This is a genomic window from Apibacter sp. (genome assembly GCF_025291155.1).
Lineage (GTDB): Bacteria > Bacteroidota > Bacteroidia > Flavobacteriales > Weeksellaceae > Apibacter.
The window spans coordinates 1-21,208 of the sequence record NZ_JAMBJZ010000027.1 but is presented as its reverse complement, the minus strand read 5'-3'; the positions used below and the strand labels follow the sequence as shown (position 1 = coordinate 21,208).

The following is a 21,208-nucleotide window of genomic DNA, read 5'->3' as shown; positions in this document are numbered from 1 at the left end:
CACAACGCAATGTGATGTTAAAGGGAATTATATTGAGCTGTGATGTATCACAAAAATACTAAAATTTGAAAGCAATTCACAACTTATATTCTGGGGAAGATAAAATGAGGGCGGCTGTGATGTATCACAAAAATACTAAAATTTGAAAGCAATTCACAACCCCCAATGATCGTAACACCACCACAAATGAGCTGTGATGTATCACAAAAATACTAAAATTTGAAAGCAATTCACAATAATTGACGTTTATGAAGCAGCACCTAATAAGCTGTGATGTATCACTTCAACTACTAATAATTTGAAAGCAATTCACAACATTACAGTAGATGATTTAACTTATTAATAAGCTGTAATTTATCATTCCAACTATTAAAATTCGAAAGCAATTCACAATACTAAGTATACATACTAGTAATCAAATTAAAATCGCCCATTATAGAAAAAACGTATACTAATTATATACCTAAAATTATTTTTATTCACACACAAAAGATAAAAATAACTATAAGAACTCAAATATATAAAAAAATAAGTTTTTTATATAATAATAAGACATCTCGCTTACTTTACCTTTATCAACCTCAACCCCATTAAACCCAATTCACTTACAATTAACCACTTAAATGTAAATGTTAAAAATCAACCTTTTTTAGAAGAATTTTTAAATCTGTTTATATATTTGCATTTATGTTTTTTAGTAGTACCGAAAAAGATAAAAATTCTAAAGCAAGAGCCGGCATATTGCAAACCGATCATGGAATTATTGAAACTCCAATATTTATGCCGGTTGGGACGGTAGGTTCTGTAAAATCAGTACATCAACGGGAATTGAAAGATGATATTAAGGCTCAAATTATCTTGGGCAATACTTATCATTTATATCTTAGGCCAGGTACTGATATTTTATATAAAGCCGGCGGATTACATAAATTTATCAATTGGGATCGCCCCATTCTTACCGATAGCGGAGGCTATCAGGTTTTTTCTCTTTCCCAAACCCGAAAAATCCAAGAGGAAGGAGTAAAATTTAAATCTCATATTGATGGTTCCTACCATTTTTTTACACCTGAAAAATCTATGGAAATCCAACGATTCATCGGTGGAGATATATTTATGGCTTTTGATGAATGTACCCCTTATCCTTGCGATTATGCTTATGCTAAGAATTCGTTGGAGATCACTCACAAATGGCTGACACGATGTGTAAAATGGTGTGAAGAAAATCCTGAATTTTATAATTATAAACAGCATCTGTTTCCTATCGTGCAGGGTAGCATATTTGATGATCTGCGAAAGTTATCTGCAGAATTTATCTCTTCTGTAAATGCAGATGGAAATGCTATAGGTGGGCTAAGTGTAGGTGAGCCGGAAGAGGAAATGTATCGCATAACCGACCTAGTAACCGATATTTTACCTGTTGAAAAACCTCGTTATTTAATGGGTGTGGGTACGCCGTGGAATATTATCGAATCTATTTCTTTAGGTATAGATATGATGGATTGCGTTATGCCTACTCGAAATGCTCGAAACGGAATGCTATTTACTTGGGACGGAGTAATCAATATAAAAAAAAAAAAATGGGCAGATGATTTTTCTGAATTAGACCCTAAAGGTACTGCTTATGTTGATCACGAATATTCCAGAGCCTACTTAAGGCATTTATTTTCTGCTAATGAATTTTTAGGAAAGCAAATTGCTTCGGTTCATAATCTTGCTTTTTATCTGGACTTAGTTAAAACAGCTAGAAAACACATATTAGAGGGCGACTTTACTAGTTGGAAAAAATCTGTAATTCCGCAGTTAAGAAATAGATTATGATTACAATTTTAGATCGGTATATTATTCGAAATTTTTTAGGAACCTTGTTTTTCATGTTGATTCTATTAATTGCCGTATTTATAATTATTGATATACAAAGCCATTATCAGGAATTTAGCGAAAACGGTTTTTCCGTATTGGATACTTTAAAACTATACTATCCGTTTTATGTTATCTGGGCCGTAAACGTTTTTGCGTCTATACTGGTTTTCATCTCTGTTATTTATTTCACTTCACGAATGGCTAATAATACGGAAATTGTTGCCATTACGAGTTCAGGAGCAAGTTTTTTCAGATTTTCAAGGCCCTATCTTATTGTGGGAATATTAATCGCTTTCGGTTCATTTATGACCAATCATTTCCTACTTCCCTGGGCAAATATCAAGAAAAATGAATTTAGCGTGAAAATTCTTACCGGAAACAAAAAAGATGCCTACTTAGCAAATCAAAATATATCTGCGCAAATATCTCCTTCGGAGTATATTTTTGTGAACAGCTATAATAGGCAAATGAAAAGAGGCACCGGATTTTTATATCAAAAATTTGATGAAAACAGAGTATTACTCCATGAATTACGTTCTACCGAGATATACTGGTCGGAAGAAGATACCACTTATGTTTTAAGTAATTATTACGAAAAGGAAATATCTCCGAAAGGGAAAGTATTGTCTTTAAAAAATGGCGCTACTTTAAAAAAACATTTTAATTTTACTCCGGATGAGTTACTCCCTGAAGCTTTTGTCGCTGAAACTATGAATACTCCTGAACTGAATAAATTTATAAAAAAAGAGAAAATGAGAGGCGCAAATAATGTAAACATATACCTCAATGAGCTTCATCAAAGGACAAGTTCATCGGTAGCAGTAATCATTTTAACTTTTCTCGCATTATCTCTCTCTTCAACAAAAAAAAGAGGGGGATTAGGTATAAATTTAGCTATTGGCATTTCGTGCGCTTTTTTATATATATTCTCTTTTCAGGCTTTACAAATATTTTCTTCCAAAGGAATTTTGCCTTCTTGGTTTGCCGTATGGTTACCTAATTTTATTTTTGGAATTATAACTTTAGTTCTATATATAAAACGGGCATATGCCTAAAAAATAACATACAAATACGACTATGAAGAAAAAAAAGCTTGCAAATTTAGTAGCATTTATAATCGGGCTCTATTTTATAATACGGTCGTTTTTTTTGTATACCTGCACGGATGGCGCCCCCTCTCAAAACGAATTTTTTGCTTTAATTTATTTTTGCTTTGGAATGGTGGCTATCATCATCCAAATAATTGTAAATTTCATCATGAAAAGAAATAATAATAATGGCAATTAATATTCTACATCTTGAAACCTCTTCTAAAAACTGCTCGGTAACTATTGGTACCGAAGGTGAGATAAATTCCTATTGTGAAGAAGTATCTCAAGATTTTAAACATAGTGAAAATCTTCATTTATTTATAGAATGGGCTCTTGAGGGGGCAGAACTTACTCTTTCGGATATTCATGCGGTAGCAGTAGGAAAAGGTCCAGGATCATATACAGGCTTACGAATAGGTCTTGCCGCAGCCAAGGGGTTTTGTTTTGGAAATGACATCCCGCTTATTTCTGTAAATTCTTTATACATTCTAGCTTCTCCTTACTTTAATGCTGAATATGATTTTATTATTCCTGTAATGGATGCTCGAAGAATGGAAGTTTATACTTCAGTCTTTGATAAGAAAGGGAAGCCTCTTGTTGAAACTCATGCTCATGTTTTACATGAGAAATCTTTTGAAGATCTGAATAATAAAAAAATTCTTTTTGTAGGAGATGCTGTTGAAAAAACCGAAATTTTTTTGAAAGAAATTTCTTTCGATTTAGAGAATGCCTCGTTTATACATGCTTATCCTCAGTCTAAAAACATGGTTAATCTTTCTTATAAAAAATTTCAAGAAGGCATCTTTGAAGATGTGGCTTATTTTGATCCTTTTTATTTGAAAGATTGGAAATAATTTTCCTACTATTTTAGTATCCAAAAATATCACCTTTTGATTTTATACTATTGAATTCTTAAATTTAATATCTGTTTTATTTTTGATTTATACTATAAATTGAAAGAGTGTACTAATTTTAATTTAGAATGTTTATATCGCTAAACAAAATGTTTACAAAAATCACTCTTTTTTTTTATTTTTGATAAAAATTTGAATAAATATTATTTTTTGAAATCATTATAATAAATAGTTTGCTTTAATTAATCTGCAATAACGGCTTATATTTATTATAAGAAGATCTAACAATAAATTTACAAGTAAAATTTTCTATTATTATCCATAATTATATTTATGTTAATATAAAAATATTTGTATTTTTACGTTTTCGTATATTAAAAGTTAATTTATGTGTATGTTAATTTATTTAGCATCTTAAATTACCTTATGATATTTGCTCATAAAATTAATTTTATGATTTTTTTATAATATATAAAATTAATTTCTCATTTCTGCAATTTGATAATTTATTTTGTTATATAAATTCTTAGTTTAATTGTGATATATGAAAAGTTTTTACTCTGCTCTTATTTTAATTCATACTCTAGCCATTGGATCAGTTTACTTTCATGAAACTACAGAATCCTCTAAAAAATTCAACGATAGGACTTACCATCATCTAATTACATATGGTCAAAGTTTAGCTACCGGGGCTCAATCTTATCCGGCTTTATCTACTGAAAATATTGCAGGAAATTATATGATAGGTGATCAGGTATGGATTAATTTTGGGAATACCAATTCCACGGAGTTCATCCCTCTTAAAGCATCTATTGCTCGTATATACCAAAATTATCCTAAAAGCAAATCCTCGATGACTTCTGCCGAAGATCCGTTGATAGGATTAACCAACCACCTGCAATTAAAACAGTCGCAAGTTGGAGTTCAATATGTAGCATCTTCCGATGGAGTAAATGGAAAAAGCATTGAAGCTTTATCCAAACCGGGCCTTTTTAAAACGAATTACTATAAAGAATATTTTTTAAAGTCCGTAGAATCTGCCGCCTCCATTGCCCGTAACAACGGTTACAAAATTGAAGCTCCTGCAATTTTCTTGATGCATGGAGAATTCAATTATATCAATCTTCATGATGACAGAACCAGAGGTGCTACACTCGATAAAAACGAATATAAAAGACTGTTTGTTAATTTAAAAAATGATATGCAGAAAGATATCATGAATGCTTACGGCCAAAGAAAAAAACCGGTATTAATTACCTATCAAGTGGGTTCTTCTCGAAGTGACGATAATGTAAATATAGGACTTGCTCAATTGGAGCTCTCTAATACCTACGAAGATATTATTAGTGCAGGCCCTACCTATCATTTGCCTCATAGAGGAATCCATCTGGATGCTAATGGATATAGATGGTACGGGGAAATAATGGCAAAAGTCTATTATAAAACTCAAGTTTTAGGTGAAGAGTTCAAACCCTTACAACCCAAGCAAATCTATCGTATATCCTCCAAATCCGTTGGTGTCGTTTTTCATGTTCCCCACCCGCCTCTTGTATTTGATACGAATTTGGTAAAGGCACTTCCCAATTATGGTTTTAAATTAAAGAATAATGGTGCTTTGGAAAATATTTCCGAAGTAAAAATTGATCAAAATGAAAATACTGTTATAATTACTTGTGCTAATGACATTACCGGAAATGTAGAAGTTATTTATGGCCAACAGAATATATATCATAATGGCAAATTTATAGTTAAAGCCGGAAACCTTAGAGATAGTGATGATTATCAAGCTTTTTTTACTTATGTTGATTTAGATACTAAAAAGGATGGAAACTATATTTATCCTAGAGAACGAAATGAAATGACTTTGAGACCCGACATTGAGCCTAGAGATAAAGATGGCAACTTTTTATACGGGAAGCCTTATCCTTTATATAATTTTAGTGTTGCTTTCGGATATACGCTTGAAGCTAATAGAAGTTCCATTTATATGCCTGGTTTTTATCCTAACAGAGACATTGTATATGTAAAAAAAGGTGGCAAGGGAGACGGCAGTTCTTGGGATAAGGCATATGGAGAATTGGCAGATGTTTTAAAGATAGCCGGAGAACAAAATATTGGTGAAATCGCAACTATTAAAAAAATTTGGGTTTCAAAAGGAACTTATTCTCCTCTGTATATACCGGGAAATGGTACGAATCAAATAAATGATCGTTCTTTTTTACTACCAAAAAATGTTGAAATTTATGGTGGTTTCTCAGGTATGGAAACTTCACTGCTACAAAGAGATTGGAAAAATAATGCCTCTACCCTTTTCGGAGATAATGTATACCATGTGGTCATTTCCTCCGGAGATGTCGGAAATGCAACACTTGACGGCTTTACCATTAAAGGAGGCAAAGCAAATCTTCGTAGTAATGCATATAAAAAAAAATCCCATCAAATACCTTATCATATTGAGGTAAATAATAGTTGGGTTTATACGGGATATGGAGCAGGTATTTATATTATCAATTCTTCTCCTAAGCTAAAAAATTTAATCATAACCGAAAATGAAGCTGTAGATGCCGGGGCTGGATTGTTACTGGAGGGATCGAATTCTTCTATAAGCAATATAATTATTAAAGACAATATATTGTCAGATGATAGAGCCATAGGTGGTTGTGGTATATATTCCTATAAATCATCTCCTATTTTACAAGATGTTTCCATAATTAATAATAAAATAGAAACTATCAATACAAATGCATTAGGTGCGGGCATATATAACAAAGAATCAGATCACCCTACGTTAACCAATGTGATTATTTCAGAAAATAGCATTATAAATTCCAGATATAAAAATGTAATCGGCAAAGGAGGGGGAATTTTCAATAAAGATTCACGACTTCTTTTAATCAACTCCCTAATAACTAAAAATAAAGCAGGCGAAGGTGGAGGGATTTATATTGAAGGATCGGATGGATCTGAATTTACTAACATTACCATTTCCGATAATGAAGTTTCCAATAATAAGGGAAGCGGCCTTTATTGCAACTATGCAAAACCGGTTGTTAACAATAGCATTATCTGGGGAAATAAACCGAATACTATTAATAATAATAATCAAGGATATCCTAGTTTTAACTACAGTCTAGTACAGTATAATGAAGACACAAATAACCATAATATAATGGGTAAAACCGATCCATTATTTGAAGATGATTATACCTTGAATGTTAACAGCCCTGTCATTAATAAAGGCAATAATGATTATGTACGTAGTATCAATAAAGATTTAAATAATTATCCCCGGATAGTTAAAGACATTATAGATATAGGAGCTTATGAATATCAAAATGAGGCTTCTTGTGCCCGTTTAAAACATATAGTAATAAATGATCTGGAAACAACTTATGATGGAAATCCAAAGGATATTAGCATTAATGATCTGCCCGATTACTTAACTCATGAGACTAGATACAAGGGAATAGAAAACACATCCTTTGACGAAAATATTCATCCTCCTACTGAAGTAGGAAAATACTTAGTAACTGCAATTTTAAAAGACAACTCTATTTCAAAGGATTGTGAGATAATTTTAACGGCAACATTAACTATTAAAAAAGGTATTACGAAAATTATTTCAGATGAAGTAGTTACGTATTCATATGATGGAACAGAAAAAAAAATAAATGCTGCACTTAATCATAACAATTCTACTATTTCCTATATTCCCCAACAAGGATATGTAAATGCGGGAAGATATATCATCAAAGTAAAATCAGCAGAAACTCCAAATTATCTTCCTGAAGAAAAAGATATTATATTGGTTATTGAAAAAGCAAATTATTCCGGGATAAACTTGCCAAATAAAACTATTATTTATGATGGGTTAGAAAAAGAAATTGTTGTTGATGGTATCATTCCTAAAGCGACTGAAATAGTTTATGAATACGAAGGAATTAATTCAACCTTGTATCCTAAACAGAAAAATAAACCGGTAAACGCAGGAACATATCTTGTTACAGCTACACTTACCAATCCAAACTATAATACTCTATCGTTACGTAGTAATTTAACTATTAGTAAAGCAGATTTTATGGGGATTAAGCTTAATGAAAAAATAACTACTTATAATAGTAAAAAACAAGGTATCTCTGTCTTTATTACCGATAAACTTCCTAATGAAACTAAAATAAAATATGAGTATGAAGGAGTTAGCCCTACCATTTACGCAAAAAGTAGTGAAGAGCCTATTAATTCCGGTATATATCGAGTTACTGCTTCCGTAATAAATAATAACTATAACACGCTGACACTTTCCAACAATCTTTTCATTAAAAAAGCAGGAGCATTTATTTATACTAATGAAGAACAAATATATACATATGATGGTACAATAAAAAACGTTGAAGCAACACTTAATCATAAAGAAAGCATCTTAAAATTTAGCCCTCAGAAAGGATATGCGACCGTTGGCTCATATAATATTATTATTTCGGCCGAGGAAAGTCCTAACTATTTATCAGCCTTTAAGGCAGTAAAATTGATTATAAAAAATCTTTCTTTAGGTGCCAATGCCTCTGAGGCTGTAAGTGAAGAAATCAGAATAGCCTCAAATCCTGTTTCAAACATATTAGAACTGATTTTTTCAAAACCAACAATTAAGAAAGAAAATTTAACAATCTACAATTTTATGGGTAAATTAGTTGTTGAAACAAAAGTTTTACCAGGAGATACGGTAAAAAAAATCGATTTAAGTGGTCACCATTCTGGTATTTATATTCTGAAATATAAGAATAAAATGTTCCGGTTTATCAAAGAGTAATCGGATAATATAACTAACATATAAAGAAGGATTCCTTAATTAAATTAGGAATCCTTCTTTACATCTCCTACAATGAACTTTGCTGTTCGAAGAGACGCTCCCGAGTCTCCTAATTTATGTCTAAGCTCTAAATAATTTCCTTTTATATTTTCAACATTTGTAGGGTCCAATATTTTATTTAATTCACTCTTCAAATTATTATAATTTAAATCGTCTTGAATCAGTTCGGTTACCACTTTACGATCCATAATTAAATTAACTAAAGAAATATACTGTATATGCTTTATCAATCTTTTAGCTATTTCGTAAGATATTCTACTTCCTTTGTAGCATACTACTTCAGGCACATTTAATAAAGCTGTTTCTAACGTAGCAGTTCCAGAGGTTACTAATGCAGCTTGAGAAATCCTTAGTAAATTATATGTTTGATTGGAAACAATCTTAACATGAGAATTTAAAAATTGCTTATAAAATTCAACATCAATAGAAGGGGCTCCAGCAATTACAAATTCATAGGGTAAAAAATCTTTTTCTACAGATAACATCTGAGATAACATTTTTTTTATCTCTTGTTTTCTACTACCGGGTAATAGGGCTATGATAGGCTTATCTGAAAGACCGTGTTCTTTTCTAAATTTATTTTGATCAAGATCTGGCAATGAGTTTAAAGCATCTAATAAAGGATGCCCTACAAAATCAACCTGATAATTGTACTTTGCGTAAAAATCTTTTTCAAAAGGAAGGATGACAAACATGCGGTCAATATATTTTTTAATGATTTTGACCCTCCCCGATTTCCAAGCCCATAATTGAGGTGAGATATAGTAAAACGTTTTTATTCCTAATTTTTTTACACTTTTACAAATACGTAAATTAAATCCGGGATAATCTATAAAGATAACACAATCCGGGTGATACTGAGAAATGTCTTTTTTACAAAGCTTAATATTCCCTAATATGGTTCCTAAATTTGCTACAACCTCAAGAAAACCCATAAAGGACAAATCTCTGTAATGCTTAACCATTACACCTCCTTGGGCTTGCATTAAGTCTCCTCCCCAAAATCGAAATTCAGCGAATTGATCTACTTTTTTAATTTCTTTCATAAGGTTTGATCCATGCAAATCTCCTGATGCTTCTCCCGCAATTATATAGTATTTCATATCTTAAAAATATTTCATTGAAAAACACTCAAATCTTTTAGCTTATCCTTTAAAAAAATTTAAGACTTTATAAAAGTTTCCACAGTCTCATAGAAAGCAGTCGGATTATCTACTTGTACCCAATGTCCGGCATTAGGAATTACAACTGTTTTTTCATTAGGAAACTGTTGACGTATGTTAAATTCATCTTCTTTTAAAATATAATTTGATTTTTCTCCGGCAATAAACAATGTGGGCCCTTCATATTTTCCATAAGAAATAGTATTATTAATTACCTGATTATATTTCTCCGATAAGGTCTTTAAATTAAAACGAAAATTATAACGGTTATCCTCAGTTTTGTATACATTTTTCATTAGAAACTGAATTATTCCGGCCTCTTTAATATATTGTGATAAGATATTTTCTACTTCTTTTTTTTCATGTATCTTCGAAAAATCAACGCTTTGCAATGCTTCAAAGATTAATTGATGGTGCGGTGGATAAGCCTTAGGTGCCATATCAACAACGATTAATTTTTCAACTAAATCAGGATGTTTAATAGCACATTCCATAACTGCCTTTCCGCCCAAAGAGTGTCCTAATAAAATCGCTTTATCTAATGAATAATGCTTCATATAATTCACAATATCATCAGACATAGTAGTATAGCTCATTTCATCGGAATGAAAGCTTCTTCCATGATTTCTTAAATCAATAAGATGAACTTCGTTTGTTTCTGAAAATTTCCTACCTAAAGTTCCCCAATTATCTAACATTCCAAATAATCCGTGAAAAATAAATAAAGGGGTTTTTCCTGAATTATAAAATATCTTTGAATTTAAGATATGATTTTCCATGTTAATATCTTTTTTACAAAAATATGGATATTCTTAAATATAGTAATTTATTAAATTGTGTTACAAATTGATTAAAATTTATATATGATACTTTATAAAAATGTTTAATTTTATACTATATTTTATCTCTAATCCCATACATTATTAATATAGTAAAAATTAAATACATGAATAATTCCAACAATCAGTTAAAAAGAAGTTTAACAAATAGGCACATTCAACTCATTGCTATAGGAGGAGCTATAGGAACGGGATTATTTATGGGATCCGGAAAAACCATAAGCTTAGCCGGACCTTCTATTCTCCTGGTTTATGCCATCATAGGCTTTGTCTTGTTTTTTGTCATGAGAGCCATGGGCGAATTATTACTTTCAAACTTAAATTATAAATCATTCGTAGATTTTACTACAGATCTCTTAGGTCCTATGGCGGGTTTTTTTATGGGATGGACGTATTGGTTTTGTTGGATTGTTACTGGTAGTGCAGATTTAATAGCGATTTCCGGTTATGTTGAATATCTTTTTCCGAATATGATCGCACCTTGGGTTCCGGCATTAGTATGTATCCTATTATTTTTATCCTTAAATCTATTAACTGTAAAACTTTTCGGTGAAGCAGAATTTTGGTTTGCCATAATTAAAATTCTAGCAATAATTACCCTGATCGTAATAGGCATCATATTCATTTGTAGCAAATTTAAATCCCCCACCGGCGTAACTACCTCCTTATCCAATATATGGAATGATGGAGGATTTTTCCCTACCGGATTCACAGGTTTTGTTGCCGGATTTCAAATAGCTGCCTTTGCATTTGTAGGAGTGGAATTGGTTGGAACGACGGCCGCTGAAACTAAAGATCCCGAAAAAACCTTGCCTAAAGCCATTAATGCTATTCCTATTAGAGTAATTTTATTCTATGTTCTCTCTTTAGCTGTAATTATGTCTGTAATGCCTTGGCGAACTATAGATCCAGAAAAAAGTCCTTTTATTGTATTATTTTCATTTGCGGGAATCACAGCAGCATTTAGCATCACCTACTTTGTGGTACTTACTTCGGCAGCATCTTCCGCGAATAGCGGAATATTCTCTACAAGCAGAATGCTATACGGACTTTCCATAAGTAAAAAAGCACCCATTTATTTTAGAAAGCTTTCAAAAGCTTCAGTTCCTTCCTATGGCTTAACTTTTTCTTGTATCTGTCTACTTCCTTCGGTATTAATGCTTTATTTCGGTAACGAAAATATAATGTATGCCTTCACTTTAGTTACCACTGTAGCTACTGTATTATTTATTTTTATTTGGTCTATGATACTTATTTCTTATATTTCATTTCGAAAAAGAAAACCTGAGCTTCATCATAAATCCAATTATAAAGTTCCTGGAGGCCTCTTTTCCGTTTATATTTCTTTAGTGTTTTTTGTATTTCTTATTATTGCTTTTTGGTTTAAAGATGATACAAGACAAGCTCTTATCTTTACTCCTTTATGGTTTGTATTGCTTGGTATTTGTTATTTTATAATACCTCAAAGAATAAAAAAACAATGGCAAGCTAATTTTTAATTAATTTTACATTAAGCTGTTATGCCACTTAAAATATATTTTTATTTTTATATAACAACTTTAATATAAACTGTTACAAGGAAAATATTTTACAACTATTTCCTTATTTAAAAAAGCATAAATTATCCATAATAGCGATAGATTGTAAATACCTTTCTATCCTTGAGGTTCTTACTTTCATTATATTCTTAAAATACCTAAATTTGAAAAATTTCAATGAAAATAAATATAATATATGGCTAGAAATTGGCAAACGATAAAAGAATACTCTGACATATTATTTGAATACTGGAATGGGATTGCAAAAATTACCATAAATCGTCCCGAAGTATATAATGCTTTTCGACCAGAAACAAATTTTCAAATGATTGAAGCAATGGAATATTGCCGAGAGCATTCGGAAATAGATGTAATTATTTTAACAGGGGCAGGAGACAAAGCCTTTTGTAGCGGAGGTGATCAAAATGTAAAAGGTGTTGGTGGATATGTGGGAGAAGACGGTGTACCTAGATTAAATGTACTTGAACTTCATAAGAAAATACGGGAGATCCCCAAACCGGTAATTGCCATGGTTAACGGATATGCTATAGGAGGGGGCCATGTACTCCATGTGGTTTGTGACTTAACCGTAGCTTCTGAAAATGCAAAATTTGGACAAACCGGTCCGAAAGTAGGAAGCTTTGACGGCGGATTCGGATCTTCATATCTCGCCAGAAGTGTCGGTCAAAAAAAAGCAAGGGAAATATGGTTCCTTTGTCAGCAATATACTGCTCAAGAAGCAATGGAAATGGGCATGGTAAACAAGGTTGTTCCGCTCGAACAACTGGAAAACGCCACAGTGGAATGGTGTGAAATCATGCAACAAAGAAGCCCTATGGCTCTACGCATGATAAAACGATGTCTAAATGCGGAATTAGACGGTCAACACGGTTTAATGCAATTAGCCGGAGATGCCACCTTAATGTATTATCTAATGGATGAAGCCCAAGAAGGTAAAAAGGCTTTCTTAGAAAAACGTAAGCCTAATTTTAAAAAATTTCCAAAATTTCCTTAATCATAATTAAGAAAGTTCCTTTTAAAAAAGGAACTTTTTTCTTATTCTTATTACCTTACATAAGGGGTATAATTTTTTATGTTTTTATCACCTATTAGAAAAGGACTATTATAGCTTAATTATCCTTTAACCTCATAAAACTGCTTATTACTTTAGTTTTCTTAACTACATTTCCCATCCAAATACTTCTCTATATTTCAATTCACCCTCACTAAAATTTACAGAAAAATACACGATTTTATATAAATTAAAACCTCATTTTTTTATAAAAAAATAAGAATTAGGCTACTAAATTGTTACCATTAATTACGTTTTATTTCCTTTATTTTGAGATAAAAATAAGAAGCAAATATTTATATTTAACGAAATTTTAACTAAAATTATTTATCATAATAAATAGTAAATAATTTAAAAAAAAATAGAATTTTTATAATCAAACAACTAATAATTTATCAAACATACAATTCATATACTAATAAGTAAAAACGAGTAAGGACATATTTAAAAAAAATGATTTATATCAGAAAAGTAAGCACTCGTTGTTTCGTTTTCTTTCGTAATTTTGTTACTAAAATAAAACCAAACAATTGTGAAAACAGAATTATCTAATTCTAGTAAAACTAGCTCTTGGGATGTAATTGTTATCGGAGGAGGTGCGACCGGTTCCGGAACTGCCCGAGATTGTGCAAGGAGGGGATTGCGTACGCTTATGCTTGAGCGTTACGATATAGCAACGGGTGCTACGGGAAGAAATCACGGATTATTACATAGCGGCAGTAGATATGCTGTTACCGACAGAGAATCTGCTGAAGAATGTATTAAGGAAAACATGATCCTAAAGCGTATTGCCAGTCACTGCGTTGAGAAAACTGACGGACTTTTTTTAACCCTTCCGGAAGATGATATCGCTTATCAATCTAAATTCATTGAAGCTTGCCATACAGCCGGAATAGATGCTAAGGCAATCGATCCCAAAGAAGCTTTACTCTTAGAACCTTCTGCAAATCCTTCAATCATTGGAGCTGTTATCGTTCCAGATGGAACTGTTGATCCATTTCGCCTGACCCTTTCTAATATTATGGATGCCAAACAACATGGTGCAAAAATTGAAACTTACCATGAAGTTTTAGGTTTGATAAAAGAACAGAATAGGGTTATCGGAGTTAGAGTCTATGATCATATAGCTAAAGAAGAAAAAAATTTATATGCTTCCGTTATTGTTAATGCCGGAGGAATTTGGGGTCAGAAAATTGCAGAATATGCAGATTTGAAAATTAAAATGTTCCCAGCCAAAGGATCTCTCCTTATTTTTGGCCACAGAGTAAATAATATGGTATTAAACCGTTGTCGTAAACCGGCAGATTCAGATATTCTTGTTCCGGGAGATACCATTTGCCTAATAGGTACTACCTCTACACATGTTCCTTATGAAGAAATAGATAATATGTATGTTACTCCTGAAGAAGTAGACATTCTGATCAGAGAAGGAGGAAAATTATCTCCTACCCTTCTACAAACCAGAATTTTACGAGGATATGCCGGGGTAAGACCACTAGTAGCTTCTGATGATGATCCATCCGGACGTAATGTAAGTAGAGGAATCGTCTTATTAGACCACGCAACAAGAGACGGCTTGGAAGGATTTATTACAATTACCGGAGGAAAATTAATGACCTATAGGCTAATGGCTGAATGGGCTACTGACTTAGTTTGTAAAAAATTAAATAATACCACTCCTTGTACTACTGCGGAAGCAAATCTTCCGGGATCTCAGCAAAGTACAGAAGAAATAAATCAAAAAATGATTTCCGTACCTTCTACCATACGTAAATCTGCAATTTACAGATTAGGAGATATGGCAGAAAATTTAAAAGAGAACAAGGTTACGGAAAACAGTTTAGTTTGCGAATGTGAAGAAGTCTCTTTAGGTGAAGTAGAATATGCTATTAATGAATTGCATGTTACCAACCTTATTGATCTTCGAAGAAGAACTCGTGTAGGTATGGGAACCTGTCAAGGTGAACTTTGTGCCTGTAGAGCAGCTGGGCTAATGAATCACTACCAAGTTCTAAGCTCGGATAAATCCAAAGAAGATTTAACTATATTTCTTAATGAAAGATGGAAAGGCATACGCCCTATTGCTTGGGGAGACACCTTAAGAGAAAGTGAATTTACCAGTTGGGTTTATGAAGGAGTATGCGGATTAAATAAGACTCAAGAACAAATTAAAAACGCAAAAAATGAAATTTGATACAGTAATAGTAGGAGGAGGTTTAACCGGTTTAGTTAGTGGTATCCGATTAATGCAGAATGGACAGAAATGTGCTATTATTTCTTCCGGGCAAAGTGCTTTACATTTCTTTTCGGGATCATTCGATTTGTTAAACTATTTACCTGACGGAAAATCGGTAAGTAACCCTGAAGATTCTATATCGGAACTTTCCCTACAAGCTCCGAATCATCCTTATACAAAGATTGGAAAATCTAAATTTGCTGAATTAGCCCAAGAAGCAAAAAATTTTCTTTCAGGCATTGGAATAGAGACCCAAGGGGCGTCCAATAAAAATCATTATAGAATTACTCCCATGGGTATAATAAAACCAACTTGGTTAACTATGCCCAATTTTGCTTTTATTGAGGATGGAAAATTTTCATGGAAAAAGGCAGCTATAATAAACATTGAAGGATTTTTAGATTTTAATCCGGAATTTATTTCCGAAGCTTTCGAAAAAATGGGTATTGAAATTTCCCTACAATATTTTAACTTACCCGAATTAAATACGATAAGAAAAAATCCGAGCGAATTCAGATCAACCAATTTATCTTTAGTTTTTGACAAAGAAGACAATCTGGATATTCTCGCCAAAATATTAATTGAAAAAAGTCAGGCTTGCGATGTAATTATCTTCCCGGATTGTATCGGATTCAAAAATCCGGAAATCTTACCTAAGCTAATTAATAAGGTAGGTAAGCCCGTTTATTTGATTCCTACCTTCCCTCCTTCTTTAGTAGGGGTCAGTACCCAGTTATATTTAAAAGACTATTTTACAAAATTGGGAGGAGTTTTTATGTTAGGTGATAACGTTACACACGCTGATATAGAAGCACATCACGTAACTAACGTGTATACGCTGAATCACGGAAATATTCCGATTTCCGCTAAAAATTTCATACTTTCTTCCGGTAGCTTTTTTAGTCAGGGATTATTAGCTGACAGTAAACAAGTGTACGAACCTATATTTAACTTAGATACAGACTATTTAACTGATAGAGCAGAATGGTATCACACCAATTTATTTGAAAAGCAAAATTATCAGCAATTCGGAGTTAAAACAGATCAAAATTTCCATGGAATAAAAGACGATATGCCTATAGATAATTTATTTGTAGCTGGAGCAATTCTTAGTGGCTTTAATCCATTAAAAGAAGGGTGTGGCGCCGGTGTATCCTTTTTATCCGCATTATACGTAGCTGAACAAATTTTAATCAAAGAAAAAACCTATGAATCTATTGCTCAATAAAAGTGAAAATAATTTCGAACAATGCATTAAATGTACTATTTGTACGGTATATTGTCCAGTATCCAAAGTAAATCCTGATTATCCGGGTCCAAAACATTCCGGTCCGGATGGAGAAAGATTACGATTAAAAGATCCTGATTTCTATGATGAATCTTTAAAGTACTGTATAAATTGCAAAAGATGTGAAGTTGCTTGTCCTTCCAATGTGAAGATTGGTGATATTATCCAAATGGCTCGAATTAAATACAGTAAGAAAAAACCGATTTTAAGAGATGTTATACTTGCCCACACAGACTTTATGGGAACATTAGCCACTCCTTTTGCTCCTATAGTCAATGCAATGACTTCGGCCAAACCTGTTAAAAGTTTAATTGAACCTATTCTCAAAATTGACAAAAGAAGAAGTCTTCCCAAATATTCATTCGGTACTTTTAAAAGCTGGTATAAAAAAGTAGCTAATGAACAAAAAAAATATCCTACCCAAGTATCTTATTTTCATGGCTGTTATGTAAACTACAATAATCCTCAGCTAGGAAAAGATATGATTAAGGTTCTTAATTCATTAAATATTGGAATTCAACTTCTCGAAAAAGAAAGATGTTGCGGTATTGCCTTAATCTCTAATGGTTTTATAGAAAAAGCTAAAAAGAATGCAAAATTAGATGAGTCAGAAATTCGTAAATCTGTTATTGACAAAAAATTACCGGTAATTACTACTTCATCGTCTTGTACTTTTACTATACGCGATGAACATCCTCACCTATTAGGAGTAGATAACAGCGCGGTAAAAGATCAGGTAGAATTAGCAACCCGTTATATATATCGTCTATTAAGTACAACTGACGCAAAATTAAAATTTAAAAATAAACCTTTAAAGATAGCTTATCATACTCCTTGCCACATGGCCAAATTAGGTTGGACCTATTATTCTGTGGAATTGCTAAAGCTTATTCCAAATGTAGAAGTGACCGTTTTGGAATCAAATTGTTGCGGAATTGCCGGAACATTTGGATTTAAAAAGGAGAATCATGAAGTTTCTAAAAAAATTGGTGATCCGTTATTCAAACAAATTGAAACCGGAGGCTTTGATATCGTTGCCACCGATTGTGAAACTTGTAAGTGGCAAATTGAAATGTTTACCACTAAACCATGTGAACATCCCCTTAGTATAATTGCCCATGCATTAGAGGATTGATATTATATTTTCAGTAAAAAACCCTTATGAAAAAATCATAAGGGTTTTTTTATAAACAATATTTATTTGGCTACTATAACTTCTATTCCACAATCCTCTAAAGTGCTTAAATCTTTTTCAGAAATATCATTATCTGTAATTAAAACATCAACCTTATCTAATGAACATATCTGTCCAAATCCTCTTTTATTTATTTTTGTAGAATCAGCCAAAACAATGACTTTTTCCGATTGCTCAATCATTACTTTATTTAAATGAGCTTCTGTAGAGTTAGAGGTTGACAAACCAAAATCAAGGTCTATGCCATCAATCCCTAAAAATAATTTATTACATGAAAATTTTTTTAATTCAGATTCTGCTAAAGAACCGATAACGGAAACGGAACTTTTTCTCAAGTTTCCACCCAATTGTATCACATCAATAAAAGAATCTTTTCCTAATTCTATAGATACGCTTAAAGAAGAGGTGATGACCGTTAATTTTTCATATCCAGAAATAATTTTTGCTAAATAATAAACTGTAGTTCCGGAAGCTAAAATAATAAAATCTTGATCGTTAACAAATTTAAGTGCAGCTTTCGCTATTTTTTGTTTTTGTAACACCTGCACAAATTCTTTTTCGTTAATATTTTTTTCGAAAGCATATAAAGGTTGTTTACTAGCTCCCCCATGAGTTCTATATAAAAGACCTGTATTTTCTAAATATTGAAGATCCTTTCGGATAGTAACTGCTGAAACATTTAATTTTTCGCAAAGCTCATTAACCTTAGTAAAATTATGCTCATCTAACTCATCTATAATAAGCTGCTGTCTTCTATTAAGCTTGATCATGATCAAATATTTTTAAAAGCTTAAAGTTAAGAATAAAATCTAAATTCTTATTGAATTTTATCAATATGTAAACAAAATAAACATTAACAAAAAAAAACTAACGAATCGTTTTGTTTTTATCCTATTAATTAATATTTAATTAGGTTATTTTGTCAAATTTTTAACCGTTTTTTATATGAGCTAAATGATAAATACATTATATTAAAAAATTTCATAGTGTTTCGTATTGTTTTTTTTGTAATTTTACTGACAACAGAAAAGAAGCAAAAAATAATTAAAAAAAAACAAAATGAAACGAGGTGATCAATTATCAAAACTAAATAATAATTCTGAGTGGGACATAATTATAATTGGAGGAGGATCTAGTGGCTTAGGTGCTGCGGTAGATGCTGCTACAAGGGGATATAAGACAGTTTTATTTGAAGCTCATGATTTCGCAAAAGCAACATCGAGCCGTTCTACAAAATTACTTCATGGTGGGGTTCGCTATTTAGCGCAAGGAGACATTGCCTTAGTTAAAGAAGCTCTTAGAGAAAGAGGCCTCTTAGAAAGAAATGCAAGTCACTTAGCAAAAAAACAAGTTTTTGTTATCCCAAATTATAAATGGATCGATGGACCTTTTTATACAATTGGATTAAAAATATATGATATGTTATCCAAAAAGCTAAGCTTAGGAAAATCAGAACATATCAGTAAAAGCAAAGCTTTAGAAATGTTACCAACCGTTGAGCCTAACGGATTACATGGAGGAGTAATTTACTATGATGGACAGTTTGATGATTCACGTATGGCCGTAAATCTTGCTCAAACAGCTGTAGAAAACGGCGGTGCCATATTTAATTACATGAAGGTAACCGGCCTAATAAAAGATAATAAGAATCAGATTGTCGGTGTTAAAGTTAAAGACGAAATTAGTGGAAGCGAATACGAAGTAAAAGGTAAGGTTGTATTAAATGCCACCGGAGTGTTTACTAATGATATCCTCAATATGAATGATCCAAATCACAAAAAAACAGTTGTTCCAAGCCAAGGGATTCACTTAGTATTAGATAAATCATTCTTACCAGGAGATAATGCATTAATGATCCCTAAAACTAGCGATGGAAGAGTATTATTTGCAGTTCCATGGCATAATAGACTTGTAGTCGGTACAACTGATGTTTTGGTAGATCATCCTAGTTTAGAGCCTAGAGCATTAGAACAAGAAATCGAATTTGTTCTTAGTACTGCTTCTCAATACCTTGTAAAAAAACCTACTCGAAAAGATGTTTTATCAATTTTTGCAGGACAAAGGCCTTTAGCAGCTCCTGACAAAGAAGGAGGAAGCACTAAAGAAGTATCCAGAAATCATAAAATTCTTGTTTCAGAAACCGGTCTATTAAGCATTATCGGTGGAAAATGGACCACTTTCCGTCAAATGGCTGAAGATTTTATTGATAAAGCTATTGATACTGGAAAAATCGATCGTAAGCCTTGTAAAACAGAAAATCTTTCTATACACGGAAATATACCAGCCGATCAAGTTGATAGAACCAATCATCTATATGTTTACGGTTCCGACATACCTGCAATTAAAAAATTACAACAGGAAAATCCTGAATTAGCTCAAAAAATTCATCCTAACCATGAATATACAAAAGCAGAAATTGTATGGGCAGTAAGAGAAGAGATGGCACAAAAAGTTGAAGATATCTTAGCTAGAAGAGTCCGATTATTATTTGTTGATGCACGCGCAGCTATAGATTCAGCAGAATCTGTAGCAAAAATTATTGCTAAAGAATTAGGGTATGATGAGAACTGGATAGCTAATGAAACTAAAGAGTTCCAAGAGTTAGCTAAAGGATATTTATTAGTAAATTACCAAAAGTAAGTTAAAATTCATATATTGTCGCAAAAAATAATTAACTCTACAAAATAAAAAAAAATGGCAAATTTTTTTACACCACCTCAGCCTACTGAACGTAAGCCGGAATCAGAGGTAAAAGGTTCGTATACGCATTTGAGACTTCAGGTTTTTATAGGAATATTTATAGGCTACGCAGCCTATTATCTTGTTAGAAAAAACTTTTCATTGGCAATGCCTTACCTAATAGAAATGGGATTTAGTAAATATGATTTAGGGATAGCTTTTTCTTTTAATGCTACCGCTTACGGTTTATCTAAATTTATTATGGGAGGTATTTCGGATAGAAGCAACGCAAGAAAATTCCTTCCTTTAGGACTAATATTAGCTTCAGTATGTACTATAATTGCAGGGACATCTATAGGGATGTACAACATTGCTGTAATGGCCGTATTCCAATTTTTAATTGGTTGGTTCGGCGGTATGGGATGGCCTCCATGTGGAAGAGTAATGACTCATTGGTTCTCAGTGAAAGAAAGAGGTACAAAAATGGCAGTATGGAATCTCGCTCACAATGTTGGGGGGGGGTTGT

General features: G+C 32.3%; 15 protein-coding genes. 12 read left to right on the top strand and 3 right to left on the bottom strand.

What is annotated here, in order from left to right; genetic code table 11:
* Nucleotides 1–687: 687 nt before the first annotated feature.
* The 5 genes from tgt to M3Z80_RS04305 all read left to right on the top strand — a co-directional run bounded on the left by tgt (nucleotide 688) and on the right by M3Z80_RS04305 (nucleotide 8,612).
* Nucleotides 688–1,818, top strand: a complete 1,131-nt coding sequence (tgt, locus tag M3Z80_RS04325) for a tRNA guanosine(34) transglycosylase Tgt (protein ID WP_293917901.1) — start codon at nucleotides 688–690, stop codon at nucleotides 1,816–1,818.
* Nucleotides 1,815–2,915 (top strand): LptF/LptG family permease, encoded by a 1,101-nt coding sequence (locus M3Z80_RS04320; protein ID WP_293917899.1) that lies wholly within the window; start codon nucleotides 1,815–1,817, stop codon nucleotides 2,913–2,915. The genes tgt and M3Z80_RS04320 overlap by 4 nt, the downstream gene beginning before the upstream one ends.
* Nucleotides 2,916–2,937: 22 nt before the next feature.
* Nucleotides 2,938–3,147, top strand: coding sequence for a hypothetical protein (locus M3Z80_RS04315; protein WP_293917897.1), 210 nt, complete (start codon nucleotides 2,938–2,940; stop codon nucleotides 3,145–3,147).
* On the top strand, nucleotides 3,143–3,805 hold the full coding sequence (tsaB, locus tag M3Z80_RS04310; RefSeq protein WP_293917903.1) for a tRNA (adenosine(37)-N6)-threonylcarbamoyltransferase complex dimerization subunit type 1 TsaB: 663 nt from the start codon (nucleotides 3,143–3,145) through the stop codon (nucleotides 3,803–3,805). The genes M3Z80_RS04315 and tsaB overlap by 5 nt, the downstream gene beginning before the upstream one ends.
* Nucleotides 3,806–4,349: 544 nt before the next feature.
* Nucleotides 4,350–8,612, top strand: coding sequence for an MBG domain-containing protein (locus M3Z80_RS04305; protein WP_293917895.1), 4,263 nt, complete (start codon nucleotides 4,350–4,352; stop codon nucleotides 8,610–8,612).
* 44 nt (nucleotides 8,613–8,656) lie between these two features.
* Here M3Z80_RS04305 and lpxB read toward each other — a convergent pair whose 3' ends face one another.
* The gene (gene lpxB, locus M3Z80_RS04300; protein ID WP_293917893.1) at nucleotides 8,657–9,775 is read right to left on the bottom strand and encodes a lipid-A-disaccharide synthase; all 1,119 of its coding nucleotides are present in this window, start codon (nucleotides 9,773–9,775) and stop codon (nucleotides 8,657–8,659) included.
* Nucleotides 9,776–9,834: 59 nt separating this feature from the next.
* Entirely contained in the window at nucleotides 9,835–10,614 is a 780-nt protein-coding gene (locus tag M3Z80_RS04295; RefSeq protein WP_293917891.1) for an alpha/beta fold hydrolase, read from the bottom strand.
* Nucleotides 10,615–10,781: 167 nt separating this feature from the next.
* Here M3Z80_RS04295 and cycA point away from each other — a divergent pair, with 167 nt between their 5' ends.
* From cycA to glpC, 5 genes are all read left to right on the top strand, one after another.
* Complete coding sequence (gene cycA, locus M3Z80_RS04290; RefSeq protein ID WP_293917890.1) at nucleotides 10,782–12,173, top strand: D-serine/D-alanine/glycine transporter; 1,392 nt, start codon at nucleotides 10,782–10,784, stop codon at nucleotides 12,171–12,173.
* A gap of 235 nt (nucleotides 12,174–12,408) precedes the next feature.
* A complete protein-coding gene (menB, locus tag M3Z80_RS04285; RefSeq protein ID WP_293917888.1) occupies nucleotides 12,409–13,227 on the top strand; it encodes a 1,4-dihydroxy-2-naphthoyl-CoA synthase in 819 nt (272 codons plus the stop codon).
* 589 nt (nucleotides 13,228–13,816) lie between these two features.
* The gene (glpA, locus tag M3Z80_RS04280; RefSeq protein WP_293917886.1) at nucleotides 13,817–15,478 is read left to right on the top strand and encodes an anaerobic glycerol-3-phosphate dehydrogenase subunit A; all 1,662 of its coding nucleotides are present in this window, start codon (nucleotides 13,817–13,819) and stop codon (nucleotides 15,476–15,478) included.
* Complete coding sequence (glpB, locus tag M3Z80_RS04275; RefSeq protein WP_293917884.1) at nucleotides 15,468–16,748, top strand: glycerol-3-phosphate dehydrogenase subunit GlpB; 1,281 nt, start codon at nucleotides 15,468–15,470, stop codon at nucleotides 16,746–16,748. Before glpA ends, glpB begins: the two co-directional genes overlap by 11 nt.
* The gene (gene glpC, locus M3Z80_RS04270) at nucleotides 16,729–17,943 is read left to right on the top strand and encodes an anaerobic glycerol-3-phosphate dehydrogenase subunit GlpC (RefSeq protein WP_293917882.1); all 1,215 of its coding nucleotides are present in this window, start codon (nucleotides 16,729–16,731) and stop codon (nucleotides 17,941–17,943) included. Before glpB ends, glpC begins: the two co-directional genes overlap by 20 nt.
* A 62-nt stretch (nucleotides 17,944–18,005) precedes the next feature.
* On the opposite strand, the gene M3Z80_RS04265 is transcribed toward glpC, so the two are convergent.
* A complete protein-coding gene (locus tag M3Z80_RS04265; protein ID WP_293917880.1) occupies nucleotides 18,006–18,773 on the bottom strand; it encodes a DeoR/GlpR family DNA-binding transcription regulator in 768 nt (255 codons plus the stop codon).
* A 289-nt stretch (nucleotides 18,774–19,062) separates the two neighbouring features.
* Between M3Z80_RS04265 and M3Z80_RS04260 the strand changes: the two genes are divergently transcribed.
* Nucleotides 19,063–20,643 carry a glycerol-3-phosphate dehydrogenase/oxidase gene (locus M3Z80_RS04260; protein WP_293917879.1) on the top strand — a complete coding sequence of 527 codons (1,581 nt, stop codon included), beginning with the start codon at nucleotides 19,063–19,065 and terminating at the stop codon, nucleotides 20,641–20,643.
* A gap of 54 nt (nucleotides 20,644–20,697) precedes the next feature.
* The coding region (locus M3Z80_RS04255; RefSeq protein ID WP_293917878.1) for an MFS transporter at nucleotides 20,698–21,208 on the top strand (511 nt) is incomplete at its 3' end.